Source organism: Leptothrix sp. (in: b-proteobacteria) (assembly GCF_965250675.1).
Taxonomy (GTDB): domain Bacteria; phylum Pseudomonadota; class Gammaproteobacteria; order Burkholderiales; family Burkholderiaceae_C; genus Sphaerotilus.
The window spans coordinates 45,066-71,747 of sequence record NZ_CBDFPH010000003.1; the positions used below are offsets into that span (position 1 = coordinate 45,066).

Annotated in this window: 25 protein-coding genes; 12 read left to right on the plus strand and 13 right to left on the minus strand. The window is 67.9% G+C overall.

Annotation, left to right across the window (positions count from 1 at the left end; genetic code table 11):
• The first annotated feature begins 33 nt into the window (after window positions 1-33).
• Window positions 34-966: a LysR family transcriptional regulator gene (locus AC5IG3_RS05650; protein WP_130966406.1), complete on the plus strand. Its 933-nt coding sequence runs from the start codon at window positions 34-36 to the stop codon at window positions 964-966.
• A gap of 263 nt (window positions 967-1,229) precedes the next feature.
• Here the strand turns inward: AC5IG3_RS05650 and AC5IG3_RS05655 are convergent, their stop codons facing one another.
• Both AC5IG3_RS05655 and AC5IG3_RS05660 read right to left on the minus strand, forming a co-directional pair.
• Window positions 1,230-1,853, minus strand: coding sequence for a tyrosine-type recombinase/integrase (locus AC5IG3_RS05655; protein WP_491905319.1), 624 nt, complete (start codon window positions 1,851-1,853; stop codon window positions 1,230-1,232).
• Between the two features lie 210 nt (window positions 1,854-2,063).
• Window positions 2,064-3,026, minus strand: a complete 963-nt coding sequence (locus tag AC5IG3_RS05660) for a GlxA family transcriptional regulator (protein ID WP_491905320.1) — start codon at window positions 3,024-3,026, stop codon at window positions 2,064-2,066.
• Between the two features lie 109 nt (window positions 3,027-3,135).
• Here AC5IG3_RS05660 and AC5IG3_RS05665 point away from each other — a divergent pair, with 109 nt between their 5' ends.
• Entirely contained in the window at window positions 3,136-3,438 is a 303-nt protein-coding gene (locus AC5IG3_RS05665; RefSeq protein WP_491905321.1) for a putative quinol monooxygenase, read from the plus strand.
• A 115-nt stretch (window positions 3,439-3,553) separates the two neighbouring features.
• A complete protein-coding gene (locus tag AC5IG3_RS05670) occupies window positions 3,554-4,456 on the plus strand; it encodes a dienelactone hydrolase family protein (RefSeq protein WP_491905322.1) in 903 nt (300 codons plus the stop codon).
• 102 nt (window positions 4,457-4,558) lie between these two features.
• Here AC5IG3_RS05670 and AC5IG3_RS05675 read toward each other — a convergent pair whose 3' ends face one another.
• The 11 genes from AC5IG3_RS05675 to AC5IG3_RS05725 all read right to left on the minus strand — a co-directional run bounded on the left by AC5IG3_RS05675 (window position 4,559) and on the right by AC5IG3_RS05725 (window position 16,967).
• Complete coding sequence (locus AC5IG3_RS05675; protein ID WP_491905323.1) at window positions 4,559-5,266, minus strand: ABC transporter ATP-binding protein; 708 nt, start codon at window positions 5,264-5,266, stop codon at window positions 4,559-4,561.
• Entirely contained in the window at window positions 5,259-6,026 is a 768-nt protein-coding gene (locus AC5IG3_RS05680) for an ABC transporter ATP-binding protein (protein ID WP_491905324.1), read from the minus strand. The genes AC5IG3_RS05675 and AC5IG3_RS05680 overlap by 8 nt, the downstream gene beginning before the upstream one ends.
• Window positions 6,023-6,979: a branched-chain amino acid ABC transporter permease gene (locus AC5IG3_RS05685; protein ID WP_491905325.1), complete on the minus strand. Its 957-nt coding sequence runs from the start codon at window positions 6,977-6,979 to the stop codon at window positions 6,023-6,025. The genes AC5IG3_RS05680 and AC5IG3_RS05685 overlap by 4 nt, the downstream gene beginning before the upstream one ends.
• Window positions 6,972-7,856 (minus strand): branched-chain amino acid ABC transporter permease, encoded by an 885-nt coding sequence (locus AC5IG3_RS05690; protein ID WP_491905326.1) that lies wholly within the window; start codon window positions 7,854-7,856, stop codon window positions 6,972-6,974. The genes AC5IG3_RS05685 and AC5IG3_RS05690 overlap by 8 nt, the downstream gene beginning before the upstream one ends.
• 10 nt (window positions 7,857-7,866) lie before the next feature.
• Window positions 7,867-9,033 (minus strand): ABC transporter substrate-binding protein, encoded by a 1,167-nt coding sequence (locus AC5IG3_RS05695; RefSeq protein ID WP_491905327.1) that lies wholly within the window; start codon window positions 9,031-9,033, stop codon window positions 7,867-7,869.
• 35 nt (window positions 9,034-9,068) lie between these two features.
• On the minus strand, window positions 9,069-9,845 hold the full coding sequence (locus AC5IG3_RS05700; protein WP_491905647.1) for an enoyl-CoA hydratase/isomerase family protein: 777 nt from the start codon (window positions 9,843-9,845) through the stop codon (window positions 9,069-9,071).
• Window positions 9,736-11,442, minus strand: a complete 1,707-nt coding sequence (locus tag AC5IG3_RS05705) for an AMP-binding protein (RefSeq protein ID WP_491905328.1) — start codon at window positions 11,440-11,442, stop codon at window positions 9,736-9,738. Before AC5IG3_RS05705 ends, AC5IG3_RS05700 begins: the two co-directional genes overlap by 110 nt.
• On the minus strand, window positions 11,435-11,980 hold the full coding sequence (locus tag AC5IG3_RS05710; RefSeq protein WP_491905329.1) for a (2Fe-2S)-binding protein: 546 nt from the start codon (window positions 11,978-11,980) through the stop codon (window positions 11,435-11,437). Before AC5IG3_RS05710 ends, AC5IG3_RS05705 begins: the two co-directional genes overlap by 8 nt.
• Entirely contained in the window at window positions 11,977-12,840 is an 864-nt protein-coding gene (locus AC5IG3_RS05715) for an FAD binding domain-containing protein (RefSeq protein ID WP_491905330.1), read from the minus strand. Before AC5IG3_RS05715 ends, AC5IG3_RS05710 begins: the two co-directional genes overlap by 4 nt.
• Window positions 12,837-15,854 (minus strand): xanthine dehydrogenase family protein molybdopterin-binding subunit, encoded by a 3,018-nt coding sequence (locus tag AC5IG3_RS05720; RefSeq protein WP_491905331.1) that lies wholly within the window; start codon window positions 15,852-15,854, stop codon window positions 12,837-12,839. Before AC5IG3_RS05720 ends, AC5IG3_RS05715 begins: the two co-directional genes overlap by 4 nt.
• Before the next feature lie 225 nt (window positions 15,855-16,079).
• Window positions 16,080-16,967 (minus strand): helix-turn-helix domain-containing protein, encoded by an 888-nt coding sequence (locus AC5IG3_RS05725; protein WP_491905332.1) that lies wholly within the window; start codon window positions 16,965-16,967, stop codon window positions 16,080-16,082.
• Window positions 16,968-18,046: 1,079 nt separating this feature from the next.
• Between AC5IG3_RS05725 and AC5IG3_RS05730 the strand changes: the two genes are divergently transcribed.
• The 9 genes from AC5IG3_RS05730 (at window position 18,047) to AC5IG3_RS05770 (ending at window position 26,681) form a co-directional block, all read left to right on the plus strand.
• Window positions 18,047-18,499, plus strand: a complete 453-nt coding sequence (locus AC5IG3_RS05730; protein ID WP_491905333.1) for a single-stranded DNA-binding protein — start codon at window positions 18,047-18,049, stop codon at window positions 18,497-18,499.
• A 63-nt stretch (window positions 18,500-18,562) separates the two neighbouring features.
• Entirely contained in the window at window positions 18,563-19,465 is a 903-nt protein-coding gene (locus AC5IG3_RS05735) for a DUF932 domain-containing protein (RefSeq protein WP_491905334.1), read from the plus strand.
• 240 nt (window positions 19,466-19,705) lie between these two features.
• Complete coding sequence (locus tag AC5IG3_RS05740; RefSeq protein ID WP_491905335.1) at window positions 19,706-20,536, plus strand: ParA family protein; 831 nt, start codon at window positions 19,706-19,708, stop codon at window positions 20,534-20,536.
• Window positions 20,520-21,470, plus strand: coding sequence for a ParB/RepB/Spo0J family partition protein (locus AC5IG3_RS05745; RefSeq protein ID WP_491905336.1), 951 nt, complete (start codon window positions 20,520-20,522; stop codon window positions 21,468-21,470). Before AC5IG3_RS05740 ends, AC5IG3_RS05745 begins: the two co-directional genes overlap by 17 nt.
• Before the next feature lie 358 nt (window positions 21,471-21,828).
• Window positions 21,829-22,110, plus strand: coding sequence for a YlcI/YnfO family protein (locus AC5IG3_RS05750; RefSeq protein ID WP_491905337.1), 282 nt, complete (start codon window positions 21,829-21,831; stop codon window positions 22,108-22,110).
• Window positions 22,107-22,424: a type II toxin-antitoxin system RelE/ParE family toxin gene (locus AC5IG3_RS05755; RefSeq protein WP_491905338.1), complete on the plus strand. Its 318-nt coding sequence runs from the start codon at window positions 22,107-22,109 to the stop codon at window positions 22,422-22,424. Before AC5IG3_RS05750 ends, AC5IG3_RS05755 begins: the two co-directional genes overlap by 4 nt.
• A 336-nt stretch (window positions 22,425-22,760) precedes the next feature.
• Window positions 22,761-23,333 carry a hypothetical protein gene (locus AC5IG3_RS05760; RefSeq protein WP_491905339.1) on the plus strand — a complete coding sequence of 191 codons (573 nt, stop codon included), beginning with the start codon at window positions 22,761-22,763 and terminating at the stop codon, window positions 23,331-23,333.
• 16 nt (window positions 23,334-23,349) lie between these two features.
• A complete protein-coding gene (locus AC5IG3_RS05765) occupies window positions 23,350-24,315 on the plus strand; it encodes a relaxase/mobilization nuclease domain-containing protein (protein ID WP_491905340.1) in 966 nt (321 codons plus the stop codon).
• A gap of 1,034 nt (window positions 24,316-25,349) precedes the next feature.
• Window positions 25,350-26,681, plus strand: coding sequence for a TolC family protein (locus tag AC5IG3_RS05770; protein WP_491905341.1), 1,332 nt, complete (start codon window positions 25,350-25,352; stop codon window positions 26,679-26,681).
• The last annotated feature ends 1 nt before the right edge of the window (window position 26,682 follow it).

Genomic DNA, 26,682 nt, shown 5'->3' on the forward strand with positions numbered 1-26,682 from the left:
GTACCTGCGAAATCGATAACAAAGGCAATCACCGTGGACGTGCTTCGACTCACCCTGCGTCAGCTGCAGATTTTTGTCGCCGTGGCGCGCAGCGGCAGCACCACGGCGGCCAGCGCTGAGATAGCGCTGTCGCAATCGGCCACCAGTTCGGCCGTCAACGAGCTGGAACGCCTGCTGTCGCTGCGCCTGTTCGACCGCGCCGGCAAACGCCTGCTGTTGAACGACAACGGCCGCGCGCTGTTGCCGCGGGCTTTGGCTTTGCTCGACGGCGCCGCAGGCATCGAGCAGATGTCGCGCGACGGCAGCGCGCAGGCGCAGTCGCTGCGCATCGGCGCCAGCACGACGATTGGCAACTACGTGTTGCCCAAGCTGCTCGCTGGCTTCATGGGGGCACAGCAGCCCGGCAGCGCCGCCGCCTGGCGGTCGAAGGTCGTTATCGGGAACACCGCCGCCATCTGCGATGCCGTGACCGCTTTCGAACTCGACGTGGGGCTGATCGAGGGGCCCAGCCACCAGCCGGAGCTGGTGATCACCCCCTGGCTGCAAGACGAGATGGTGGTCGTGGCTGCGCCCGACAGTGCGCTGGCCCAGTCAAGCCGGGCGGGCGATCGCATTCCCCTGCGCACGCTGCGTGAGGCGGTCTGGCTGGTTCGCGAAACGGGCTCTGGCACGCGCGAGGCCACCGACCAGAGCTTGCTGCCCCACCTGCGTTCTTACCGGCGCAGCATCGAGCTAGGCAGTTCGGAGGCCATCCAGCGTGCCGCTCAGGAAGGGTTGGGGGTGGCTTGCCTGTCCGCCTGGGTAGTGAACGATGCGCTGGAGGCTGGACGTCTGTGCCGCGTCTCCACGACATTGCCGCGGCAGCTTCGGCAATGTCATCTGGTTGTGCATCGTGAGAAGCAGTCGACGCCCGCGTTGCTGGCGTTCATCGCCCAGGCAGATGCGACTGCTGGGGCTGCCCGCTAACGTCCCGGCCCCGCTTCGCATGTCGAAGGTTCAGCCCTCGGCGACACGCGATTACCCTTCAGCTAGGCGCCGACGCCCGCTCCGCCCACCTGCCCATTGATCGAAGCTTTGATGCAATGAGCTGGTCTGGGTAATCGACGTCCGCTTCCGGACGCACCACCCAACGGCTGCTTGTGGCCGGGAGTGTGAGTCCGGCAGCACCAGACAGCAGCCGTTCGCAGCTGGCCACCCCCGCCTTGCCCGGTGGCCAGCGGACTGCTGGATCAGATCTCTGTTTGCTCAGAGATCTCGAGTGCGTCATCGACCTCGATGCCGAGGTATCGGACGGTCGACTCCAGCTTGGAATGGCCCAGCAGCAGCTGTACGGCGCGCAAGTTCTTGGTGCGCCGGTAGATCAGCGTCGCCTTCGTCCTGCGCATCGAATGCGTCCCGTAGTCGGCGCGATCCAGGCCTAGCTCATCGACCCAGTGCCCGAGGATCCGGGCGTACTGGCGGGTACCGAGGTGAGGTGAGTCGTGGAGCCGGCTGGGGAAAAGGAAGTCATCCGACTTCAGGCCTGCCTGCTTGATCCACGCTTGCAAGGCATCCCGGGCTGCCGGCGTGATCTCGAATTGGACCGGGCGCTGTGTCTTGTGCTGCAGGACGATGGCGCGCGTCGCCACCTGATCCCCATGACAAACATCTCGGACCTTCAGGGCGACCAGATCGCACCCACGCAGCTTGCTGTCGATGCCCAGGTTGAACAGCGCGAGCTCGCGCACCCGATGCTCCATTTGGAAGCGGACGCGGAGCGCCCAGATGTCCTTGAGCTTGAACGGGGCCTTCTGCCCGACGATCTTGCCCTTGTTCCACGGCTCGCGATGAATGGTGTTACCAGCGGTTCCCATGATGGTCTCCCATCGAGTTGAGGGAGTTGCAGGATGCTCTCCTGAGCCGCCAGGGCGCCATCGGCCGCCAGACACAAGGCCGGCCCACACGCACTGAAAGGCTGCATCCCGGCACCGGCTCGAACTGGCACTCCCTGCCATCTGCAGGCGTTGGGGGATGACAGCTTTCGGGCTGTTCAACGCTCCCCGCGGCTGCCCGCGCAAGGCCGATCAAGCCCCCGCGCGCAACTCCCTCACGCCGCGGCCTAGCTTGCGTCGCAATAAAGCGCGCAGGGTCACGCCGTCCGAGTAGCCGATCTGCGCGGCAATCTGGTCGACGCTTTCGGTGCTGGTGCGCAGTAGTTGTACAGCACGCTCGACGCGCAGATCCTGGAAGTACGACAGGGGTGTCTTGCCCAGCACGCTTTGCAGGCGCCGCGCCAAGGTGCGTTCGCTGGCGCCCACGGCAACGGCTGCCTGGCTCAGCGAGAACCCGTGTGCGAGCTGCTGTCGGGCCCAGCCCTCGAAACGCTCGACCACCGGGTCGGCGTGGGCGAGGTGATCGGGGATCACGAACTCCGCTTGTGAGCCACGGGCCTCGACCAGCAGGTAGCGCGCCGCCAGCGCGGCCAGCGTCGGGCTGTAGCTGCGCACGATGCCCAAGGCCAGATCGAGGTGAGCCAAGGCGGCTCCGGCCGTGGTGAAGCCGGCCGAGTTCACCAGCATGCGGGATTCGTCGAGTGACACGCGCGGATAGCGCTGCCGAAACATCGGCGCCAGCCACCAGGACGTCGTGGCGCGTTGACCGTCGAGCAGCGCGCTTTCCGCCAGCAAGAAAGTGCCGGTGCAGGCCGCGCCGACCACCGCGCCGGCGCTGGACCATCGCCTCAACGCGACGGCAGCGTCGACCACGTCCGCACGGGTCAGGCGCGCCGCGAGCGTATCCGGCATGTTGGCGCCAAGCGCGGGCACGAGCACAGCATCGGGGTTCCGCACGCCTTGCACCGGCACCACCGGCACCGTCAGACCTTGCGCGGTGCGCACGCGCCGTCTCACACCGACCAAGGTGACCTCGATGGGTGCTGGCATCTGACCCAGCGAGCCGGCCAGCTGGTTGGCCGTGCTCAGCGTGTCGGTGAGGGCGGCAAGGCCGAGGTCGAAAACGCCGTCGAGAACAAGGAGGTGGAGTCGCATGGCAAAAATGATATCAATGTTGGCTTTCCTGCCACTCGTGAATGCGGCCGGAACGGCTTAACCTACGGCCTCGCTCAAGCACTCACCCGTTCTGCCCAAGGACCACCCCATGACCCAATTTGCCCTGTTCGTCCGTCTCGAAGCCAAACCTGGCCAGGAGACCGCCGTGGCCGAATTCCTGGCCGGGGCGCTGCCACTCGCCAACGCCGAGTCGGGCACCACCGCGTGGTTCGCATTGAAATTCGGCCCGTCGACGTTCGGCGTGTTCGACGCCTTTGCCGATGAGGCTGGTCGCCAGGCCCACCTGGACGGCCCGATCGCCGCCGCGCTGATGGCCAACGCAGCCGCCTTGCTGAGTGCGCCGCCGACCATCGAGAAGATCGATCTGCTGGCGGCGAAGTTGCCCGGCTGACGAGCCGACCTCGACGCGCGCGGACGTTTCAAGCGGCCTTTCGGGTTCGTGCGACAGACCCGCCGAGCGCCAATCCTTTTTTCAACCCGCTTTTTCAACCACCCCAGGAGCCTTCATGAAACTGATGGAATACGGACTCAAGCCGATCGACTTCAACAAACCCGCCACGACGGCGGACCAGACCAACGCCGGTTTCTCGCGGCGCGGCTTCGTGATGACGTCGCTGGCCTCAGGCTTCGCCATCGCGTCCAACCCGGTGTTGGCGCAGGCCATCACCACCGACAGCAAGGGCCTGGTCGCCGGTGAGGTCAGCGTCACCGTCGCCGACGGCAAGATTCCGGCCTACCGGGCGATGCCGGCCGGCCCCGGCAAGTTCCCGGTGATGCTGGTCGTCCAGGAGATCTTTGGCGTGCATGAGCACATTAAGGACATGTGCCGCCGCTACGCCAAGATGGGCTACTACGCCATTGCGCCCGAGATGTTCGCCCGCCAAGGCGACGTGTCGAAGATGACGGACATCCCGGCCATCCTGTCGCAGGTTGTCTCCAAGGTGCCCGACGCGCAGGTCTGCGCTGACCTCGACGCCACGCTGGCCTTTGCCCGCGCCAGTGGTCACGCCGACGCCAAACGCACCGGCCTGGTGGGCTACTGCTGGGGCGGCCGCACGGCCTGGGTCTACGCCCGCCACAACGGCAACCTGAACGCTGCCGTGGCGTACTACGGCCTGCTTGAGGGCCTGAAGGCGCCTGAACTGCGCCCGCAGGACCCGATCGACTTTGCCGACGAGATCAAGGTGCCAGTGCTGGGCCTGTACTCAGGCATCGACGCCTTCGTTAAGCAGGAGACCATCGCCAAGATGCGCGGCCTGATCAACAAGGGCGGCAGCGGTTCGGAAATCGTGGTGTTCCCGAACGTGGACCATGGCTTCAATGCCGACTACCGCCCCAGCTACGACAAGGCCGCCGCGACTTACGCGCAGAAGCTGGCCAACGACTGGTTCAAGAAGCACCGCGTCTGATACCAGGACGCGCAGCCTCGCCGCCGGCAGAGCGCAGGCAGTTCACGCGGGCCAGGCGGCCCGCGTGAACCCCAGTGCGCGGCCAAGGGTAGGATGGGCGTTTCAGACCGCAAGCTGCCGCATCAGCGCAGCGCGGTCCTCGGCCTTCGTGCCATCGCCCGCCATCACCACCGCGCCACGCTCCAGCACGTAGAAACGCTGCACCAGGCCGATGGCACGGTGCATGTTCTGCTCGACCAGCAGGATAGGGATGCCGTCGCGGCGCAGGCCGTCCATCAGCGTGAAGATCTCGTCGACGATCTTCGGCGCCAGGCCTTCGGTGGGTTCGTCGATGAGCAGCAGGCGCGGCTGGCCCACCAGGACACGCGCCATCGCCAGCATCTGCTGTTCACCGCCCGACAGCGTGGTGCCCATCTGCAGGCGGCGTTCGCCCAGGCGCGGGAAGCGCGCGTAGATGGCGTCGAGCTGGCGCCGGTCCTCGGCGCGACTGCGACCGGGGCGCTGCATGAAGCCCAGCACCAGGTTTTCCTCGACCGTCAGGCCCGGGAAGATGCGGCGGTCCTCGGGCACGAAGCCGACGCCCTGGCGGCAGATGCGTTCCGACGCCACACCGCCGATGGGCTTGCCGTCGAGGCGCACCGTGCCCTGCGTGGGCGCCACCCAGCCAGCGATGGTCTTCATCACCGTCGTCTTGCCGACGCCGTTGCGGCCGAACAGGCCCACCACTTCTCCGGAACCCACGCGCAGGCTCACGCCCTGCAGCACATGGCTCAAGCCGTAATGTGCGTGCACATCGTTCAGTTCAAGCATGCTGGGCCTCACGCGCGTCGCCGAAGTAGGCGGCCTGCACCGCGGGGTCGGCGCGCACCTGCAGCGGCGGACCCTCGGCGAGCTTGGCGCCCTGGTGCATTACCACCACATGGTCCGACAGGTTCATCACCAATTCCACGTCGTGTTCCACCAGCAGCAGGCTCAGGCCGTCGGTGGTCAGGCTGCGGATCAGCGCCTCGGTGTCTTGCGTATCCGCATGGCTCATGCCCTGGGTCGGCTCGTCCAGCAGCAGCAGGCGCGGGCGCGCTGCCAGCGCCACGGCAATCTCGAGCCGGCGCTGTTCGCCATGCGACAGGAAGCCCGCCAGTTCGTCGGCCCGCGCCTGCAGCGCGAAACGTTCGATCAGCTCGTCGACCCGCGCCAGCGCCGCGCGGCTGGCCCCGACGCCGCGGAACAGACCGCGGCCGTTCTCGACGAACTGCGCGGCAAGGCGCAGGTTCTCGCGCACCGGCAGCTCGAAGAACAGGTTGGTGATCTGGAACGAACGCGCCAGGCCGGCGGCGAGCATGCGGTCTGGCCTTGCGCCGGTCATGTCACGGCCTTCGAACAGCACCTGCCCGGCGCTGGGCCGGATGGCGCCGCTGATCAGGTTGAACAGGCTGCTCTTGCCCGCGCCGTTGGGGCCGATGACGGAGGTTATGTGGCCCCGCTGCGCGTCGAAGCTGACGTCGTTGACGGCGACCAGCGCGCCGAAGCGCACCGTCAGGCCGCGCACGTTCAGGATGATGTCGTCGTTCATGCGCGTTTGCTCCGCCAGCGCTGCAGTGCCGGTGCCAGATAACCCACCAGGCCCTTGGGAAAGAAGATCACCGAGACCACGAACAAGGCGCCGATGACGATGGCGTGGTGCGCGGTGAAGCTGCCCACCACCGACTTCAGCACCGTCAGCAGCGCGCTGCCGTAGAGCGCGCCCACCAGCGTGCCGGTGCCGCCGACGATGACGTTGATGACGGCATTGCCCGATACCTGGAAGAACATCAGTTCCGGGCTGACGAAGCCGCGCAGCATCGGGTAAAGCGCGCCGCTGAGAGCCGCCACCTGCGCTGCCAGCACGAACACCGCGAGCTTGTAGCGCCAGGGGTCGAAGCCCAGGAAGGGCAGCCGGTGTTCGTTGGTCCGGATGGCGTCCAGCTGGCGGCCGAAAGGGGTGTTCATCAGCCACAGCAGGAAGGCCAGCAGCGCTGCCATGCCCAGCAGCACGAGCAGGAAGAAGCTGGGCGCGTGAGCCGTCTCCAGCCCCAGCCACACCGGCGCGGGCACGCCGATGAGGCCGTCGGACGCACCGAGCTCGCGCGTGTTGAACACCACCTTGCTGACCACCTGGGCCAAGCCGAAGCTGATGAGCGCGAAGTACACGCCCCTGGCGCGGATGGCGATGAAACCGCCGAGCAAGCCCACCATGGTGCTGCTGATCAGCACGATGAACATCGCCAGCGGCAGCGAAGGCGCCAGGTGCTTGAGCACCAGCGCCGAGACGTAGGCGCCGAAGCCGAAGAACAGCGCCTGCCCCAGCGGCAGCAGGCCCGTGCGGCCCAGCAGCAGGTCGACGCTGAGCGCCAGGCCGCCGAAGATCAAGGCCTCGGTCGCCAGGCGGAAGAAGAACACGTCGTCGAGCGTCCAGGCCACCGCCGCAAACACCAGTGCGATGGCGAAGAAGGCATACGACAGCAGTCGCACCGCGGAGTCAACCATGACCGAGCCTCCCGAAGAGGCCGTGCGGGCGCCACATCAGCACCGCGACCATGATGGAAAACAGCAGCGGATCGCTCCACACCGGCGAGATGAAGAGGCTGCTGATGGACTGCACCTGCGTCAGCAGCAGGCCGGCGATGACGGCGCCCTTGATCGAGCCCATGCCGCCGATGATCACGACGCTGAAGGCGATCAACACGAAGTCGCGCCCCATCGTCGGGAAGACCGAGTAGATCGGCGCCAGCAGCACCCCCGACAGCCCCGCCAGCGCCACGCCGAAGGCGAAGGTGCCGGCGTAGACCACGCTCACCGGCACGCCCAGCGAGGCCGCCATGTGGCGGTCGAAGGCGGCGGCGCGCACCATCGCCCCCAGCCGCGTGCGGAAGACGACGATCCACACCGCGCCGATCACCAGCGCGCCCACCGCCATCAGGAAGAGCCGGTAGTTCGGGAAGAACAGGCCGAACATTTCGGTGGCGCCGGTGATGGGCTGCTCGATACGCAGCGGGTTGGCGCCGAACACGATCTTCAGCAGGTCTTCCAGGATGATGGCGATGCCGAAGGTCAGCAGCAGCGTCAGCGTGTGGCGGTCCTTGCTGTGGAAGACACGCTGTATCAGCACACGCTCCGTCGCATAGCCCACCACCGCCATCAAAAGTGGGGTGAGCACCAGTGCCCACCAGAAGGGCAGGCCCACGCCGATCAGCGCCAGCGCCGCATAGGCGCCGATGGCATAGAACTCGCCGTGGGCCATGTTGATGACGTCGAGCAGACCGAAGATGATGGTCAGCCCCAGCGCCATCAGCACCACCGCGACGCCGATCGACAGGCCGTTGATGACCTGCGGCGCCAACACGAACTGCAGCCATTCCAGCATCGCCGTGGCCTCAGAACTTGCTGCAGGTGTCGGCGCCGATGGCGGCGGCTGCCGCGACCTTGCCGACGATCTCGAACTTGCCGCCGTTCACCTTCACGGCATACATGTCCTGCATGGCCTGGTGGTCGCCGGCGCGCAGCGTCTTCACGCCTTGCGGGGTGTTCCATTGCAGGCCGCGCAGCGCGGTGCGCACCGCGTCGGTCTCGGTGCTCTTGGCCTTTTCGACGGCGGCCTTGTAGGCGAAGAGCACGCCGTAGCTGTCGGCGCCATACAGATCAGGCGCAGCCTTGTTGGCGGCGGTGAAGTCGGCGACGAACTTCTGGTTCTCGGCCGAGGGAATGCTGGTGGAGTAGCCCACGCCGGTGACGAAGCCGTCGGCCGCCTTGCCGATGGCCGCCAGGTTCTGGCCGGTGACCGTGCCCGAGGCGCCCACCACCTGGATGTTCCGGTTGACGCCGAACTCGGCCATCTGCGTGAACAGGCGCACCGTGTCGTTGCCGGCCACCGAGGTGTAGATCACGGTCGGCTTCGCGCCGCGGATCTGCCCGAAGTAGGGCGAGTAGTCCTTGTTGTCCAGCGGCGCGAACACCTCGCCGGCAGTCTTCGCGCCCTTGCCTTCGGCCGCGCTCTTGAACGCAGCCACGGTGCTGCGGCCCATCTCGTAGTCGGGCCCCAGGTAGAAGACGCTGGCGTCCTTCTGGGTCGTGGCCAGCCAGTCGGCCAGGGCCGCGCTCTGCATGCCGGCGCGGGCGTTCACGCGGAAGACGTTGGGGCTGCACTTGTCGGCGGTGATGCTGTCGGCGAAAGACACCGTGGTCGCGATCAGCCGGTTGTTGCGCTCGGCCACCTGGCCCACCGCCAGCGTGCTCCCGCTGTTCACGGTGCCGGTGAGGAAGTCGACCTTGTTCACCTGGAACAGCTTCTCGGCCTTCTGCGTGGCCACCGCCGGGTTGGCCTCTTCGTCTTCGTAGATCAATTCCAGCTTGCGGCCCATCACGCCGCCGCCCGCGTTGATCTGCGCCGCAGCGAGATCCAGGCCCCACTTCACCTGCTGGCCGATGCCGGCATAGGTGCCCGACAGCGGCGTGACGACGCCGATCTTGATGGGCGCGCCCGCTTGGGCAAACGCGGCGGCGGCAGCCAGCGCCAGCGTGGTGGCAACAAAGGTCTTCTTCATGTCTGTCTCCGTGCTCGTGGTTGGGGGTGAGGGAATCAGCGGCCGATGAAGTTCGGCTTGCGCTTGCTGTGGAAGGCCTCGACGCCTTCGCGGAAGTCTTCGCTGCTGCGCAGGCGCGAATAGCAGTGGCCTTCGAGTTCGATCGCGATCGACAGCGGCGAGTCCTCGGTGTCGTTGAGCAGCTTCTTGGCCGTGCGCTGGGCCAGCGGGCTGAAGCTGCGCAGCTCGTCGACCAGCGCATCGGTGGCCTGTTCGAGTTCGGCATCGGGCACGCAGTCGGTGGCCACGCCCCAGTCGAAGGCCTGGCGGCCGGGGATGCGGCGGCTGCGCATCACGATGTCCTTGGTGCGTGTGATGCCCACCATCTTCTGCAGGCGCGCGCTACCGCCGCTGCCCGGGATCTGGCCCAGCTTCTGCTCGGGCAGCGCGTACAGCGTGGTCTCGGTGACGAGGCGGAAATCGCAGGCCAGGCTGAGCTCGAAACCGACGCCGAAGCAATAGCCGCGGCCGGCCGCGATCACCGGCTTGCTGCAGCGCGCCGGCGCGGCGATGTTCCAGGCCAGCTGGCTGACCTTCTCGGGCGTGGCGGCCAGGAAGCCTTTGATGTCGCCACCGCTGCTGAAGTGTTCGCCCTGCCCGCGCACGACGATCACGCGCACGCGTTCGTCGGCGTCCAGCGCCTCGAAGGCAATGCGCAGCTGCTCACGCGCGAGCATGCTGACGACGTTGAAGGGCGGGCGGTCGAGCACGATGTCGGCACGTTCGCGGGCGGCGTCGATCTCGACGCGGAAGCCGTCGGGCGCGGCGGGCAGCGTGTGCGCGGGGTGGTTCAGTTCGGGCAGGTTCATGGGTTCCTTGCTTGGCAGAGCCGTGACTGGGGGACAGGACTTCGTACTCGCCGGCCTGCAGCTTTCGCCGCAGCACCTTGCCGACGGGGCTCTTGGGGATCTCGCGCACGAAGACGTAGTCGCGCGGGCGCTTGAAGTTGACGAGGTCGCTGCTGCGGCAATGCGCGTCCAGCGTGGCGGCGTCGGGCTCGGCATCGGCGTTCGCGTGCAGCTTCACGAAGGCCACCACCTTCTGGCCCCAGCGCGCATCGGGCAGGCCGGCCACGGCCACTTCATCGACGGCCGGGTGCAGCGAGAGCACCGACTCGATGTCGACCGGCGAGATGTTCTCGCCGCCGCTGATGATCATGTCGTCGACACGGCCGGTGACGAACAGGTCGCCTTCGGCGTCGACATAGCCCATGTCGCCGGTGAAGTACCAGCCGCCGTGCAGGCTCTTGGCATTGGCGTCGGGGCGGCGGTGGTAGCCCTCGAAGGCTTCGTCGCCCAACAGGTCGGCAATGATCTGGCCTTCTTCACCGGGCGCGGCCAACTGGCCGGGGTCGGTGCTGTCCAGCTTCACCACACGCAGCCGCGTGTTCAGCCCGGCGCGGCCGGCGCTGCCAGGCTTGGCCACGGCGCGCTGGTTGATGCTGAAGGTGTAGACCTCGCTGCTGCCGTAGTGGTTGACGAAGAGTTCGGGGCGGAAGGCCTGGTCCAGGCGCTGCAGCAGCGCGTCGTGCATCGGCGCACCGGCAAAGCCCAGCTTGCGCACGCTGCTGACGTCGGTGGCCGCGAACTGCGGGTGGGCCAGCAGGTCGTGGTACAGCGTCGGCACCAGGTAGAGGTGGGACACCCGTTCGGCTTCGATCGCGGCCAGCGCCTGGCTCGCATCGAAGCGCGGGATGCAGACAAAGCGGCCGTCGACCAGCGCCAGCGCCAGCAGGCTGCGCACGCCCATGGTGTGATACAGCGGCATCACGCCCAGGGTGCATTCGGCGTCGCCATAACGGTTCTGCGCGACATGGGCCAGGGCGGCGGCGCGTTCGGCGCGGTGGCGGCGCGGCACGCCCTTGGGCTTGCCGGTGGTGCCGCTGGTGTAGAGCATCAGCGACAGGTCTTCGGCGCTGGCCTCGGGCGTGGGGTCGGCGGGTTCGGCCAGCCAGTCCTCGAACTGCAGTTGTGCGCCGTCGACCGCACCGACGCCGATGCGCAGCACCGAGCGCGAGTGTTCGCTCTGGGCCACGGCGGCGTCGACCACCGCTTCCCAGACGATGGCGCGCGCGCCGCTGTCGGCCAGGCAGTAGTCGATCTCGTCGCCCTTGGCGCGCCAGTTCAGCGGCGTCACGACGATGCCGGCGAACTGGCAGGCCCAGTGCAGGGCCGCCATCTCCCAGCGGTTCTGCAGCACCACCAGCAGGTGGTCGCCCGCGCGCAGGCCGGCAGCGGCCAGCCCGCGCTGCACGGCGCCGACGGTGCGCGCCCATGAGGCATAGCTGAAGCGCTGTTCGCCGTCGACGATGGCCGTGCGGCCCGGCGAACGTTCGACGCTCTGCAGCAGGGTGCGGCCGAGGTCAAACATGGCCGGCCTTCGTGGCCAGCGCCGCGGCGCGGGCCTGGGCGACATCGAGGATGGCCGCGACGATGGGTGTGTAGCCGGTGCAGCGGCACAGATGGCCGGACAGCATCTCGCGCACCTGCGCCTCGCTGGGCTGCGGCACGCGCTGCAGCCAGTCGGCCGCGCTCATCAGGATGCCGGCGCTGCAGAAGCCGCACTGCAGCGCATGGTGGCGCTTGAAGGCGGCCTGCAGGTCGCCCAGCGTGTCGGTGTCGCCGCCGCTGCTGCCACGGGTCTCTGCCGCCAGGCCTTCGATGGTCTGTACCGCGCAACCGTCGACCTGCACGGCCAGCATCAGGCAGGCGCGCTGCGCGACGCCGTCGACGCGCACGGTGCAGGCGCCGCAGACGCCGTGTTCGCAGCCCACATGGGTGCCGGTCTGGCCGAGTTCGTGGCGCAGGAAATCGCTGAGCAGCTGGCGCGGTTCGGTGGTGGCGCGCCGCGGCAGGCCGTTCAGCGTGAGCTGCACGGGGTGGGCGCGGTCGCGGGTGAGCACGTTCATGCCGGGGTTCCTGCGGAGGGGTGGGGGAGGCGACGGCTGCGGTCGGCCAGGGCCTGCATGGCGACGCGCCGGCCCAGCTGGCGCACCAGCTGGCGGCGCAGCGCGGCGCTGGCCTGGGGTTCGTCGCGGGCCTCCAGCTGCCAGGCGAAATCGTTCAGCGCGTCGGCCAGCGCGTCGCCGTGCAGCAGCGGGAAGTTGCGCGCCACGGGCCGGTCGGCGACACCGCCGACGGCGATGCGCAGCTGCTGGCCGTCGGCCACCGCGGCCACGGCGCAGACGGCGAAGTCGCCATGGCGCACCGAGAACTCCTCGAAACCGAAGCCCTGGCCCGGCCGCGCGAGCGGGAAGGAGACGGCCTCGACGAGTTCGTCGGCGCGGCGCGTGGTCTGCAGCATGCCGGTGAAGAAGTCCTCGGCCGCCACGCGGCGGCTGGCGCGCGCGCTCTTCAGCAGCACCTCGCCCTGCAGGGCCAGCAGGCACAGCGGCAGCTCGGCCGAGGGGTCGGCGTGGGCGATGCTGCCGGCCACCGTGCCGCGGTTGCGCACCTGGAAATGCGAGATGTGCGGGAAGGCCAGCTGCAGCAGCGGCAGTTCCTGCGCCAGGCCCGGCCGCCATTCGAGCGTGGCCTGGGTGACGGCGGCGCCGACCTGCAAGGCGCCCTGCGCCACACGCAGCTGCTGCAGCGGCGCACAGCGCGAGATGTCGAGCAGCCGCTGCGGCTGCGCCAGGCGCATGTTCAGCACCGCCATCAGGCTCTGCCCGCCGGCCAGGATGCGCGCGTCTTCGCCCATCTGCGCCAGCACGGCGCAGGCCTCGTCGGCACTGGCGATGCGCTGGTAGTCGAAGGCGGCCGGCTTCATTTCGCCACCCCCAGCCAGTGCAGCAGGCGTTGCCAGAAGCTGCGCGCCGCGGGCTGCGCCGCGCCGCCACCCACGGCCTGCCGCCCGAGCGATTCGAACAGCTGCGCCAGCACGATGCGCGCCGCGCCTTCGAGCATGCGGCTGCCCACCGCCGCGACCTTGCCGCCGACCTGAGCGGCATAGTCGTAGTGCAGCCGCGTGCCGCTGGCCGTGGCTTCGAGCCGCACGACACCGCTGCCGGAACCCGTGCCCAGCGTCGACTGGCCGTCACCGGCCAGCCGCAGCGAACGTGGCGCGTCGATCTCGCTGAGCGCGATGCGCGCGGCGTAGCGCGCCTTCACCAGACCGACCCCGACGGTGACGTCGGCGCGGTACTGGTTCGCTCCGGTGCTGACGAGCGCATGGCAGCCGGGAATCACGCGCGCCAGCGCCGTGGGGTCGAGCAGCACCGCAAACACGCGCTCGGGTGGCGCGGCGATGTCGACATGGCCACGCGCCTGCAGCGCCAGGCCGCCGGAAACGGCCGGTGCCGGTGCCGCGGCCATGGCGGCAGCCATCGCCGCGGGTGGCGCGGGTTCCTCGGCGCCGATCAGCGCCAGCACGCGTGAAGGTGTCAGCGGCAGGCGGATGTCGGCCACGTCCTTGAGCGGGCGCAGCGCGTCGGCGAAGGCGTTGGCGATGCACACCGGCGTGCTCATGTTGTTGCCTTCGCCGATGCCCTTGGCGCCCAGCGGCGTGTAGGGGCTGGGTGTCTGCAGGTGCACGATCACCGGGTCGGGCACTTCGCAGGCGGTGGGCACCAGGTAGTCGGCGAAGGTGCCGCTCTGGAAACCGCCGTCGGCGCCGTAGCGGAACTCCTCCATCAGCGCCGCGCCCAGGCCCTGCGCGAAGGCGCCGCGGATCTGCCCGTCGGCCATGCCCGGGTGCAGGATGCGGCCGGCATCGTGGCCGGTGATGTAGCGGTCGACGGTGACGCGGCCGGTGGCGGGGTCGACGTCCAGGCCGCAGATGTCGAAGACGAAGCCGTAGCAGGCGCTGGTGTTGACGCGGTCCTGCGCGTCGGGGGCGGTCAGCGTCGGCGGCGTCCAGAACGCGGTCTCGCGCAGGCCGGGTTCCACGCCTTCAGGCAGCAGGGCAGGTGCCCAGTGCGGGCCCGCCGCCAGGCGGCTGAAGGCCAGGGCGCGCGCCGGCTGTGCGCTGTCGAAGACCTTGCCGCCTTCGAAAACGACGGCCTCGGCAGCGCAGCCGAACTGCGCCGCAGCGATGCGCATGAGCTTGTCGCGCAGCCGCGTCGCTGCCAGGTGCACGGTGCCGGCCACGGCACCTGCAAAGCGGCTGCTGTAGTTGCCGGCGGCCACGCTCCAGGCGTCCTTCGCGGTGTCGAAGTCGACGCTCACGGCCACCTGCTCGGGCTGCAGCCCGAAGACGTCGGCCACCACCTGCGCGCACACGGTGATGTGGCCCTGCCCGGCCGGCGCCGAGGCGACGACGACGTTCAGGCCGCCGAGCAGGTCGATGCCGACGGTGGCGCTGGCGATGGCGCCGTTTTTCGGCCCGGCCTTGGCGCGCTGCTCGGCCGTCAGCACGGTGCTGATGTAGCCCATGTTCGACACCGAGGGCTCGACGATGGCCGCCACGCCGATGCCGTACAGCCGCCCGGCCGCGCGGGCCTGCGCCTGGCGCTGCTGCAGGCCTTCACGCAGCGCCGCGGCCTGCGCCAGTTCGGCCAGGAGCGCGTAGTCACCGGAATCGAGCACCGCGCCCGCTGCCGCGTGGTACGGGAACTGCGCGGCCTGCACGAAGTTGCGCTGGCGCAGGGCGATGGCGTCCATGCCCAGTTCGACGGCGATGCGGTCCATCAGCCGTTCGAGCGCGTAGTAGACCTGCGGCCCGCCGAAACCGCGCACCAGGCCGGTGGGGGTCTTGCTCGTCAGCACGACGCGGTTGCGCACGGCGATGTGCTTGATGTCGTAGGCCCCGCTCAGCGCGCCGTGCATGCGGTAGAAGGTGGCCGGCTCGGGGGCACGCAGGTAGGCGCCGACATCGTCGCGCTGGTCCCAGCGCAGCGCGGTGATGCGGCCGTCGGCCTGCACCGCGGCTTCGATGTGCGTCAGCCGCGCGGTGGCCGAGGTCGCCGCGGCCAGGTGTTCGAGCCGGTCCTCGACCCACTTCACCGGCGCGCCGCCGGCCTTCTTCGAGGCCAGGCACATCAGCACCACATAGGGCAGCACGGCCTGCTTCACGCCGAAGCTGCCGCCGCTGTCGCGCGGCAGCTTGTGGCGCAGCTTGTTGGCGGCCACGCCCAGGGCCAGCGCCATCACCGAATGCAGGCTGAACGGGCCCATGAAGTTGCTGGTGACTTCATAGCCCTCGCCGCCGGCCAGGCATTCGGCGATGACGACAGCGCCCTCGATGGGCGTGCAGCTGTTGCGCGGGTAGTGCACCGTCAGCGCGACGCGACGGTCTGCCGCGGCGAAGGCGGTGTCGGGGTCGCCATAGCAGAAGCTGCGGTCGCTGACGACGTTGCTGCCCACGGCCTCGTGCAGCACGGCGGCGCCAGCATCGCAGGCGGCTTCGATGCCCACCACCGCCGGCAGGGCCTCGTAGTCGGCGCGCAGCAGGTCGAGCGCGTCTTCGGCGATGTAGCGGTCCTGCGCTACGACCACCGCCACCGGTTCGCCGGCATAGCGCACCTTGTCGACGGCCAGCACGTAGTGCTGCATCGGCACCTTCACGCCGACCACGAAGGGCTGCTGCCAGCGCTGCACGTCCTGCCCGGTCAGCACCGCATGCACGCCCGGCAGGGCCAGCGCTGCGGCCGTGTCCACCCCCAGCAGCCGGGCATGGGCATGCGGGCTGCGCAGCACCGCGGCGTGCAGCGTGCCCGGCGTCGTGCCCAGGTCGTCGCCGAAGCGGCCGCGGCCGGTCAGCAGCGCGGCGTCTTCATGGCGCGGTGCGGACTGGCCGAGGTGCGGCTTGGGCAGGGCCTGTTGCAGGCCCGGGTCGGTGTGCAAGAACGGTCTCCGGTGTGTCGATCTGCGGGGTGGCGCAGTCTCGACAGCACGGGGCTCGCGGCGTTAACGCGATCGTCCGGTGAAGATCCGGATCGTCTGGCGGCTGACCCAATCGTCTGACGACCTGCGTGCTGCATCGCAGCAGTTCCGACGATCCAAGGGCAAACCCGGAGCGTCTGGCAGGGCGGCCACGCGCCTGGCTCTGCGACCAGCGCGCGCCCCGGTTCAGATCACCGGCGCGGGCGGCGCGGCGTCGCTCTTGGGCGGCTCGAACAGGTTGACCACGCGCCGGTAGTCGCTGGGCGTGATGCCCAGGTGCTGGCGGAAGAAGCGGGAAAAATGGCCCGGCGCCGAAAAACCCAGGCCGTGGGCGACATCACCCACCGACGCCTGCGTCTGCGTCAGCCGCTGCACGGCGGCCTCGAAGCGCAGCACATTGGCGTAGACCAGGGGCGTGACCTGGGTGTCGCGCTGGAACAGCGCGAAGAAGTGCGCGCGCGACAGGCCGGCCTGTGCGGCCAGGCTGTCCATGTCGAGTTCGCGGCCCACGTCCTGGCGCATCAGCGTGATCGCCTGGCGGATGCGCGGGTCGGTGGCCACCGGGGGCTTGCTGCGCAGCAGGCTCACGAGGTCGCGCCAGCCCGAATAGCCCTCGACCACCGAGATGATCAGGTTGAACAGCAACTGTTCCAGGCGGCTGGGCGAGACCTCGTCGGCCCACCACAGCTCGAGCACGAATTCCTCGGTGATCTTGCGCGTGGCCGCCGTCACGCGCACGCAGCTCTGCGGAAAGAAACGCGGGTGGCCCGACATCGCCAGCGAGCGCTGGATTTCGGCGAGCCAGTTCGGTTCGATGTACAGCGCCAGGATCAGCGTGCGTTCACCCGGCGGCACCGGATGGGTGTAGGCATGGTGTTCCCAGGCGTTGACGAGCACGGCGCTGTCATCGGTGAGCGGCGCGGTTTCGCCGCGCACGCTGAAGGCGCTGTCGGCGCCGCCCGCCTTCAGGAGGATGTGGCAATGGTGGTGCGCGTGGCCCACCAGCGGCGCGCTCATGTCGAGCAGCGCGACGCGGCCGAAGCGGCCCTGGAAGATCTTGATGGCGTTGGACACGCGTTGGTAGCGCAGCGCTAGACGGACGTGGCCGTCGCGGCCGGGCCGCAGGTTGTTCGACAGTGAAGGGCGGCCATGACCGGGGCTCCGTCGCGCACTGAACGGCGCACGCGGTCATGGTAGGGCAAGGGCAAGCTGGGCCACCACGGGATGATCCCGTGCGGGCCGCAGCGGCAGCGGCTCCCCCGGTTTCGTGTCTCCGCCGGGCCACGTCTGATCCGTCAGCGGGCGGCTTTTCGACTATCAATCGGGAGGATGCAACGACGGCATGGGGTCGGAAAGTGACGGTCACGGGCACACCGGCGAGCGGCCGCACCCAGTCTGAAACAGCCCTCCGAGCCTTGACGTCATTCTGGTTCATTCCTGCGTCCGTAAGCCCCCGGCGTGTCCCCGCTCCGCCGGGCCGGGCTGTTGCGCTGCGCGTCGAGCCTCCGGACCTGGCCTAGCGTCTCGCCCCTGACGGGCGGCCATCCCTCACGCAACCCAGCCAGGCCGGCGGCGCCGGCATTCCTTGAAGCGCGGCCCTTGCCCGTGCCCCGGGACCGCCGGCCTGTGCGCCTGACCGCCTTTGGCGGACAGGCCGGCCGGCTGGCCGAACACCCGGTCGGTCCGCTGCGCGTCCCTCGCGGGTGATCGACCTCCCCGGGCACCCGCCACGCCCGTTGCCGGGCCGCTGAACTCAAATCCCCAACCCCCTGAATGCTCACGCCGGCTCGACCGCCGCGCCAGTCGCACCTGGGGCGCTTGGTGGCACGTCAGCCGCGGGGACGCCGCCGTTCGGGTCGTGGCGGACGGCTGTGCGGTGTCCACGGCCACGCTGCGCCGCCCGCGGGGTGGCAGCCCGGCGCCAGACCAGCCCACCGCGCTCCCCCCCACAAGCCCCCGTCCTTTGGGCGAGGGGGACTTGTGGGGGGATCTTTCAGCGGTGGGCCAGGAGACTGGCGCCCCGCTTCGGCTGCGGTGAACACACCCCACCCCCCGCCCGCCCCAGGGCGGGAGCGAGGAAGGTCCAAGCGAGAGGATCAGTTGTCAGGGAACCCGGATCGGATCCCGGCTGATGCGCTCATCTGGAGACCGTCATGGCCCACGTCCACATCACCCAGCGTCACGCCCACCTGGCCGGCGCCGTCAAGCTCGACACCGTCAACGGCCGCGAAGGGCCGATTGCCCGCGCGGTGCTCACCGCCATCAGCAACAGCCGCTGGGGCAGCGGCGACCACCGCAACGAAGAAGCCACCGCCATCCAGTGGACGCTGTGGGGCGCCCAGGCCGAGAACGCCGCGCGCTACCTGGGCAAAGGCTCGCACGTCAACATCCTCGGCCGCGTGCGCAACCACCGCTACGACAAGGACGGCGAGGCCGTCCACACGCTGGCCTGCACCGTCGACGAGATCGACTACCTCGACAGCCGCGCCGAGTCCGAAGCGCGCCGCGAGCGCGACAACCAGCCGGACGAGGCCCGCACATCGCCCCCCGCAAGCTCAAGCACGAGCCGCAAGCCCCGCAGCGAACGCCAGCCGGCCCACGCCTGAAGCCCTCCCACCGGGCTGGACCCAGGCCGGCCCGGTCTTCCTCTCACCCCGAAGGAATCGATCATGTTCACGACCACTGCCACCGCGACAGCCGCCACCACTCCCACCCCGGCCCGCGCCCAGCTCGCCACCCGTTTCGCGCGCAACACCCGCGTCATCCGCAGCGACACCCCGTTGGCCGATGAGCAGATGCGCCGCGCCGCGCCATCGATCTTTGCCGAAGGCAAGCACGTCAGCCGCTCCGAGCGCTATACCTACATCCCGACCATCGACGTCCTGCGCGGCTTGCGCCACGAAGGCTTCGAGCCCTTCATGGTCGCGCAGAGCCAGAGCCGCATCGAAGGCAAGACCGACTACACCAAGCACCTGATCCGGCTGCGCCACACCGGCCAGGTGCAAGCCCGTGGCCAGGATGCGGAAGCCAACGAGATCATCCTGATCAACAGCCACGACGGCGCCAGCGCTTACCAGATGCTGGCCGGCGTCTTCCGCTTCGTCTGCTGCAATGGCCTGGTGGTGGGCCAGACCGCGCACGACATCCGCATTCCGCACAAGGGCCAGATCCAGCACGACGTGATCGAAGGCGCCTTCCGCGTGCTCGACGACTTCCAGGCGGTCAACGAATCCACCCGTGCGATGAAGGCGCTCACCCTCGACTCAGCCGAAGAACGCGCCTTCGCCACCGCCGCGCTGGCCTTGCGCTACGGCGAGCGCCAGGAAGGCCAAGCCCCGGCCCCGATCACCGCCGAGCAACTCAGCCGGCCCCGCCGTGTGGAAGACACCGGCCCCAGCCTGTGGAACACCTTCCAGCGCGTGCAGGAAAACGCCTTGCAAGGGGGTCAGCCCGGCCGCAGCGCCCAGGGTCAGCGCCTGCAGACCCGGCCGGTCGGCAGCATCGACCGCAGCGTCAGCCTCAACCGCGCGCTGTGGATCCTGGCCGAGGAGATGCGTCGGCTCAAGGCCTGAGCCAGGCACGAAGCCCGGGGCGATGAATGGCGCCCCGGATTCATCGCCGCCCATCCGGCCCACCGGCTCAAGCATCGAGCGGGTGGGCCGGCCCATGAAGGGGAGGTCGCACGCCCAACGCTCGCCGGCCGCCCCCTGGCGTCCGGCTCGCGAGGCCCGGCCCCGGCCCATCGAGGGGCGTTGCCGGGCAGCCCCGCGCCCTACCACCCGAGCGCCTTCCCCCTTACACCGGAGACCTCCATGAAAACCTTGGTCCTGTGCAACCAGAAGGGCGGTGTCGGCAAGAGCGCCGTCGCCACCTTGCTCGCTCACCACCTGGCCCAGCGCGGCCGACGCGTGCTGGCCATCGACCTCGATCACCAAGGCAACTTCACCCGGCCGTTGCGGCTCTCCGGCCGGCCGACCTTGGCGGACTGCACGTCCGATGCCCTGTTGACCCATTCAGCCCTGGCCTTGCCCGACCGGCCCTTCGTCCTCGTACCCGCTGATCGGGCGCTGTTGAACCTGGAGCGCCAGCCCGACCAGCACACGCCGTTTGCGCGCAACTTCCGCAGCTTCCTGACGGCGGTGGATGCGGTGTTCGACGTCTGCGTGATCGACACCAACCCGAACCCCGACATCCGCGTCATTGCCGCGCTGGCGTCGGCTGACTTTGCGCTCTCGCCGATCCAGCTCAACCAGGAGGCGCTCGACGGCGTCAGCGGCCTCTTGAACCACGACCGGGTCGGTCTTCGCAAGATCCGGGCAGTGCTCAACCCCAAGCTGCAACTGCTCGGCCTGCTGCCCACGCTGGTCGAGCCCACGCCGTTCCAGAAGGCCAACTTCATTCAGGTGGTGCAGCACTACCACCCGCTGATGATCCGCACGGGTGACGGACCAGGCCAGTTCGCGTCCATTCCCAAGCGCTCGTGCATCGCCGAGGCCCAGGCAGCCGGCGTAGTACTGTGGGAGATGAAGAAGACCGCTGCGCGCGAGGCCTGGCGCGAGATTGAGCCGAGCCTGAGCCGCATCGGTGACCTGGTCTGTGGTGCCCAGCCTCTGCGGGAGGCGAGCCATGGCCCTGCAGCTTGATGACCTGTTGGCATTGGAGGCGCCCGCCGAGGCCAGCGGCGTGCCGCTGCTGTTGGCCCTGGACGCGATCGACGAAGACCCAGAGCAACCACGCAGGGAGTTCGACGCGACCGCCCTGCAGGAACTGGCCGAGACCGTGCGCCAACGCGGCGTCAAATCACCGATCTCGGTGCGTCCGCACCCCACCCAGCCGGGCCGCTGGACCCTGAACTTTGGCGCCCGGCGACTGAGAGCGGCCCGGCTCGCGGGACAGGCGCATATCCCAGCCTTCATCGACACCAGCGCCGATGGCTACGACCAGCTGATCGAGAACGAGCAGCGCGAAGGCCTGCGCCCGCTGGAGCTGGCGATGTTCGTGCAGAAGCGCCTGCAGCGGGGCGAGAGCCAGGCCGACATCGCCCGACACCTGGGCAAGAGCCGGCAGTGGGTGAGTCTGGTCACGGCGCTGATCGAGCCGCCAGGCTGGTTGTTGCAGGCGTACAGGGAAGGGCGGTGCACCGGACTGAAGGAGTTGCACGAACTTCGTAGGCTGCACGCCGAGCAGCCGCAGGAGATCGAAGCCTGGGTCGGAGGACAGAACAACATCACCCGCAGCCGGGTGGAACAGCTGAAGGCGGAACTGAAGGCTCCGCATGAGGCGGTGACCCCGGTGATGGTTGATCCTGACGCCACGGCGGACCCAGGAGACCCGGCCACCTCACTGCAGGACAACACCGCGGATCTCATGCCCGGACAATCTGGCCTCAAGGGCGGGCGAACCGATCCGCCGGCCAAGTGTCGGCTGCAGGTCGAAAGTGCAGGGCAGCGCTACAAGCTCTTGGTGTCGGCGGTGCCGGACGAGGCGGGGCACTTCTATGTACGGCCCCTCTCGGGTGGCTCGCGCATCGCGTTGCCTGCGGCGGCGCTGAAGCTGATCGGGTTCGTGGTTGATTGAGCGCTGCTTGTGCCGGGCGAATCTCGCATCTGGCCTGTCAAACGGTTTGACAAGCTGATCCGTCGGCGGGTGACGGGTTGGAGGACTTGGGGTGCAGTGCTCACCGCTTCCAGCGCTGACAACTGCGGCCCGGCAGCGTGTCAAACGGTTTGACAAACGCCACGGCAGCGAGCCAGCAGCCCTATGAAATCCAGGCCCAGATCATCGGCGGCCCCGCCTCGATCCGAAACCAGACTGCATACGTAGGCGAGAGTGAACGCTGAGGCTAGAGGTGAGAGCTTGTCACTCCGAGTGTCAAGTCCGCAGGCCTGCTGCTGGATGGACCGTGTTTGCATCGCAATTGCAATACACTGACTTGATGAAAACCGCCAACCTCCCCGCCGTCCGCGTCGAGCCTGAATTCCGGGCCGAGGTCGAGGCTATGCTCGTTGAGGGTGAAACGCTGTCCGAGTTCGTCGAGGCGGCGGTGCGGGCGGGCGTCGAGCGTCGGCGGGTCCAGGCCGAGTTTGTGGCGCGCGGCCTGAGGTCGAGGGACGAGGCGCGCCGCACGGGCGACACCGTCGACGCCGAGGAGGTGGTCGAGCGGCTGCAGAGCAAGCTCAATGCCGCGCTATCACGACTGATCCTGCCGCGCACGTGAGTTTCTCGGTTCGCCTGACGCGCGAGGCGCAGCACGATCTTGAACGCCTGTTCGATTTCGTGCTGGAACGCGAGCTGGCACGCGACGGGGGCGATCTGGCCCTGGCCGAACAGGCCTTGGCAGCGATCCGGGCCGGCCTGGCGACGCTGCGCTCGTCGCCGTTCACCTGCCGCAAAGCCGGCGCCAGCCCCTTCCTGCGTGAACTGGTGATTCCGTTTGGCCGGTCAGGCTATGTGGCCTTGTTCGAGATCGAGGATGCCAGCCACGTGCTGATCGTCGCGGTGCGGCATCAGCTCGAAGACGATTACCACTGAGCAAGCCCCCGGCCATCCGATGGCCGGCTGCGTTGGCGCGAGCTCGTGTCACTCCGAGTGACACGGCGGGCTTAGAGCGTGGCGCCCGCTTCGTCTGGCCCGAGGGGCACCCAGGTCGGCTGCTTGTCAAACGGTTTGACAACCCCGGCCGTCTGCCCGCTGGCAGCCCGATGAATCCCGGGCCCGGATCATCGGCTGACCCGCCTTGATCCGAACCCAGACTACATCCAGAGGTGAGTGCAGAGATAGGCGCGGTGGCGCCGATGTCGGACAACGGTCTGGCCCGTTTACCGAGCCACTGACCGACCTACTTGTCGAGCGTCTGGAGAAGTTGCCATGGCCACAACGTCGCGGGATCGGATCAGCGTGGACCTGCAAGGGTTGAAGGCCGCGCTGGTGGCACGTGCCGATGCGATGGGTGTGTCGCCGTCGGATGTCGTCCGAGGTGCGCTGGCTGATGTGCTGGCGCAGCCGGGCAGCGTCGCTGGCCACCCGTTGTCGCGCCGCTCGACCCAGCCGGCTGGCGGCCGTGTGCGGGTGTCGCTGCGCATGAGCCGCGCGCATCTGCTGCGATTGACCGACACAGCGCGTCGGTCTGGTCTGAGCCTTGGCGACCACGTCGCCGGTCTGCTCGATGGCGTCGCGGCCTTGGGCGAAGGTGGCGACCGGGTGGCTTGCCTGGCCGCGCTGGTGACGTCGAACGCAGAACTGTCGACCTTGAGCCGCGACCTTCGCCACCTGACTCAGCTGCTGGGGCGTGGCGAGGTGCAGGCCGCCCGGGTCTACCGTGAACGGCTCGACCGTCTCGGTGAGGAGGTCAGAGCCCACCTACGGCTGGCATCGCACGCCTTGGCCGATCTGCGTCCACAACGCAGGTCGGACGGGACCGGTCGATCGGTGCATTCGTGATTCTCAGGAGCACATCATGACTTCCACTTCGAACCTTGACGGCGTTCTGGTGCTGTGGGGCGATCGGCTGTTCTACCCAGGCAACCGGATCGTGCGTGGCAACACCAGCCCCAAGTTGACCGCCGAAGCGACCCGCCAGCGTGCGACGGAGATCCGCGCCCGCATCGCCGCAACCGTGGTGCGCCGAGCGCCGCAGGTGATGGTCAAGGTGACCGGAGGCGGGCGGGGCATGCGGGCGATTGCGGCCCACTTCCGCTACATCAGCAAGAACGGCCGGCTTGATATTGAGGACGAATTGGGCGATGTCCGGCACGGGAGCGGCGCCCTGCACGATCTGGCTGACGACTGGCGCTATGGCGGCTCCTACATCGCCGACGATGCGCTACCCGGGCAACGGCGTGAGGCCTTCAACCTCATGCTGTCGATGCCGCGCGGCACGGATCCGCTGGCGGTGCAGCGGGCAGTCAGGGCCTTCGCTCAGGTCGAATTAGCCGACCACAAGATGGTGATGGTGCTGCACGACCACCAGGCCAATCCGCACGTGCACCTCAGCGTCAGGGCTGAGTCCAAGCACGGCAAACGGCTGAATCCGCGCAAGGCGGATCTGGCGAGGTGGCGGGAGACGTTTGCGGAGAAGCTGCGCGAGATGGGGATCGACGCGGAGGCGAGTCGGCAGGCTACCCGTGGGAGCGCGCGGACGTCGGAGGGGTTGTGGCGTATCAAGGCCCGAGAGGAGGGGCGGCTGAAAAGCGTTCGGCGGAGTGCCCCACCTAACCATGGTGTTCAGAGAAGCCGGGTCGATGTCGAACAGGCCTGGGAACAGATCGCGCAGGCGTTGGCCGCGTCTGGCGATCCGGCGGATCTTCGGCTGGCGCGGGCGATCCAGTCTCGCATCGATCCGAATCGGAACCCACCTCAGTGGAGGGCCTATACAGGTGATGACGGTGCGGTAACTTCTGTCGAAATTAGTCGTTCGCGATGACATATCGGGCTATGAAATCGGGAATTGAACAAGTGGTGCTCATCGAAACGTAGCCAATGAATGTGTTGGTCAGAACATCAGTCTGGCGCTTGGCATCAAGGTAGTGTTCCTGGTTCTCGCGTTGTTAGGCAGCGCCACCACGTGGATGGTGGCGTTTGCGGATCTGATAGCGACCCTAATGGTTGTGTGTGGTGAACGGGCTCATTTACTGAAGGACTGAACCGACGCATGAACGTAGAGGCGCGCATTTGCTGGCAGATTTCGCTACCAGTGTGCGGATGAAGAGAACTTCCTCTTCGTGCAACTACACTAAAGCTATAAGTACGTGTTCGACAGTTACCTGACTTCCCCTGACTTGATGTTCCTGCCTTTGAGCCCCGTTGAAATATCTGTCGTCGCTCCGCGTGCCAGAGGATCATCGACTGTGCTTCACTGGACAGTAGCGGGATGAACGGTATGACGCGACAGTTCATACGATCCGTTTGTCGAGTGCTGATGGCTGTAGTGCTGTTAGCACAACTGGCCGTTTCGGCCTACGCATGCCCCGGCCTTTCGATTGTGGGCAGTATGGCGATGCAGATGACTTCGTCTAATGCGACGGACGCTCAGCCTGCCGACATCACGATGGCGACGACCGAGCACATGTCTATGAATTGTGAGGACATGGCAGGGGCGATGGACTCGTCGTTCGCCAATCTCTGCGCCGCGCATTGCCAACAAGGTCAGCAAAGCGACCACATCGCTACTCTGACGGTGCCTATGGCTACGCTAACTGCGTTGTACCTTACTGCCGTGGCTCCAGAGCCTCTTGTTGCACCGCGTCCTACGGTCGATGCGAGCAGTGCCCTTGGGGCGGCATCTCCGCCACATACGATACTGCACTGCTGTTTCCGAATCTGATCTCCCAGACCACGTTGCGCTGACGACCCTGCGGGTCAGTCTGGCGCATCGGTCGTGCTTGTTCTTGCCTCGGCGCTTGCCGTTGCTGCAGAACAGGCCGACACGAAGCCACCGTTTCGTTGTCTGGAGATTCCATGTTCTGTGCTTTACACCAAGCGGGCGCGCGCCGCGCGCGCTGCTTGCACAACCTGACCGCATTGTTGGTCCTGGGTTCGACCTTGGTCCCCCTTGCCAGCCACGCGCAACAAGCCCTGGCGCTCGATCAGGCACTGCGAGTCGCGCAAGATCGCTCGCGTCAACTCCCGGCGCAAGACGCTGCTGTTACAGCCGCCCGTGAGATGGCCGTCGCCGCAGGTCAGCGGCCCGATCCCACGCTCAAGGCCGGCATCAACAACCTGCCGATCGATGGGCAGGATCGTCTGAGCCTGACGCGTGACTTCATGACGATGCGCTCCATCGGCGTGATGCAGGAGATTACGCGCAGCGACAAACTCAAAGTGCGATCGGCTCGCTTCGATCGAGAAGCCGAGGCGGCCGAGGCGTTGCGTAATATCGCACTCGCTAACTTGCGGCGCGACACTGCGATGTCCTGGTTGGATCGCTATTACCAGGAGCGCATGCTCGAAGCCCTCCAGAGCCAAAGCACCGAAGCCGGTTTGCAGATCGAGGCCGCAAACACCGCCTACCGGAGTGGGCGCGGCGCACAGGCCGACGTGTTCGCCGCGCGCATGGCCGGTGCACTGATCGACGACCGCATCCGACAAACTGAACGCCAGATCGCGACCGCCAAGACCCGACTCGCCCGCTGGGTCGGTGCCGAGGCTGAGGCACCTTTGGGTGCGCTCCCACCGTTTGCGGCCGTTCATCTTGACATCAATACCGTCGAATCCCAGCTGGCTCATCACCCCGAGATCGCGCTGATGGCCAAGCAGGAAGAGTTGGCGCGTGCCGATGCCGATATCGCACAGAGCAACAAGCGCTCGGACTGGAATGTGGAGCTGATGTTCAATCAGCGGGGGTCGGCCTACTCGAACATGATTTCGGTCAATGTCTCGATTCCCCTGCAATTCGACGCCCGGAACCGCCAAGACCGTGAACTCACCGCCAAGCTAGCCGTGATCGAGCAGATGCGGGCCACGCGCGAAGAAGCCACCCGCGAACACCTGGCCGAAATGCGCAACTGGCTTCTGGAGTGGCAGAGCGGCCAGAACCGACTTACTCACTATGACAGCACGCTGATTCCACTGGCCAGCGAGCGCACGCGTGCTGCGCTGGCCGCCTATCGAGGCGGCAGCGGGTCGCTCACCTCCGTGCTCGAAGCACGGCGTATGGAGATCGACACGCGCATGGACCGCCTGCGCCTGGAGATGGAAACGGCCAGCCGCTGGGCGCAACTCGAATACCTGGTCCCGCCGGCACACAACGCAAGTACGTCTGATCGCGCTGCCGCTTCCACGGAGAAATGAA

Coding starts and splice junctions, on each gene's coding strand:
- AC5IG3_RS05705 (WP_491905328.1), bottom strand. CDS start 11,442: ATGTTTGACCTCGGCCGCACCCTGCTGCAGAGCGTCGAACGTTCGCCG.
- AC5IG3_RS05745 (WP_491905336.1), top strand. CDS start 20,520: ATGGCCCTGCAGCTTGATGACCTGTTGGCATTGGAGGCGCCCGCCGAG.
- AC5IG3_RS05690 (WP_491905326.1), bottom strand. CDS start 7,856: ATGCTGGAATGGCTGCAGTTCGTGTTGGCGCCGCAGGTCATCAACGGC.
- AC5IG3_RS05760 (WP_491905339.1), top strand. CDS start 22,761: ATGGCCACAACGTCGCGGGATCGGATCAGCGTGGACCTGCAAGGGTTG.
- AC5IG3_RS05685 (WP_491905325.1), bottom strand. CDS start 6,979: ATGGTTGACTCCGCGGTGCGACTGCTGTCGTATGCCTTCTTCGCCATC.
- AC5IG3_RS05765 (WP_491905340.1), top strand. CDS start 23,350: ATGACTTCCACTTCGAACCTTGACGGCGTTCTGGTGCTGTGGGGCGAT.
- AC5IG3_RS05680 (WP_491905324.1), bottom strand. CDS start 6,026: ATGAACGACGACATCATCCTGAACGTGCGCGGCCTGACGGTGCGCTTC.
- AC5IG3_RS05670 (WP_491905322.1), top strand. CDS start 3,554: ATGAAACTGATGGAATACGGACTCAAGCCGATCGACTTCAACAAACCC.
- AC5IG3_RS05665 (WP_491905321.1), top strand. CDS start 3,136: ATGACCCAATTTGCCCTGTTCGTCCGTCTCGAAGCCAAACCTGGCCAG.
- AC5IG3_RS05730 (WP_491905333.1), top strand. CDS start 18,047: ATGGCCCACGTCCACATCACCCAGCGTCACGCCCACCTGGCCGGCGCC.
- AC5IG3_RS05740 (WP_491905335.1), top strand. CDS start 19,706: ATGAAAACCTTGGTCCTGTGCAACCAGAAGGGCGGTGTCGGCAAGAGC.
- AC5IG3_RS05675 (WP_491905323.1), bottom strand. CDS start 5,266: ATGCTTGAACTGAACGATGTGCACGCACATTACGGCTTGAGCCATGTG.
- AC5IG3_RS05715 (WP_491905330.1), bottom strand. CDS start 12,840: ATGAAGCCGGCCGCCTTCGACTACCAGCGCATCGCCAGTGCCGACGAG.
- AC5IG3_RS05750 (WP_491905337.1), top strand. CDS start 21,829: ATGAAAACCGCCAACCTCCCCGCCGTCCGCGTCGAGCCTGAATTCCGG.
- AC5IG3_RS05735 (WP_491905334.1), top strand. CDS start 18,563: ATGTTCACGACCACTGCCACCGCGACAGCCGCCACCACTCCCACCCCG.
- AC5IG3_RS05655 (WP_491905319.1), bottom strand. CDS start 1,853: ATGGGAACCGCTGGTAACACCATTCATCGCGAGCCGTGGAACAAGGGC.
- AC5IG3_RS05770 (WP_491905341.1), top strand. CDS start 25,350: ATGTTCTGTGCTTTACACCAAGCGGGCGCGCGCCGCGCGCGCTGCTTG.
- AC5IG3_RS05660 (WP_491905320.1), bottom strand. CDS start 3,026: ATGCGACTCCACCTCCTTGTTCTCGACGGCGTTTTCGACCTCGGCCTT.
- AC5IG3_RS05695 (WP_491905327.1), bottom strand. CDS start 9,033: ATGAAGAAGACCTTTGTTGCCACCACGCTGGCGCTGGCTGCCGCCGCC.
- AC5IG3_RS05710 (WP_491905329.1), bottom strand. CDS start 11,980: ATGAACGTGCTCACCCGCGACCGCGCCCACCCCGTGCAGCTCACGCTG.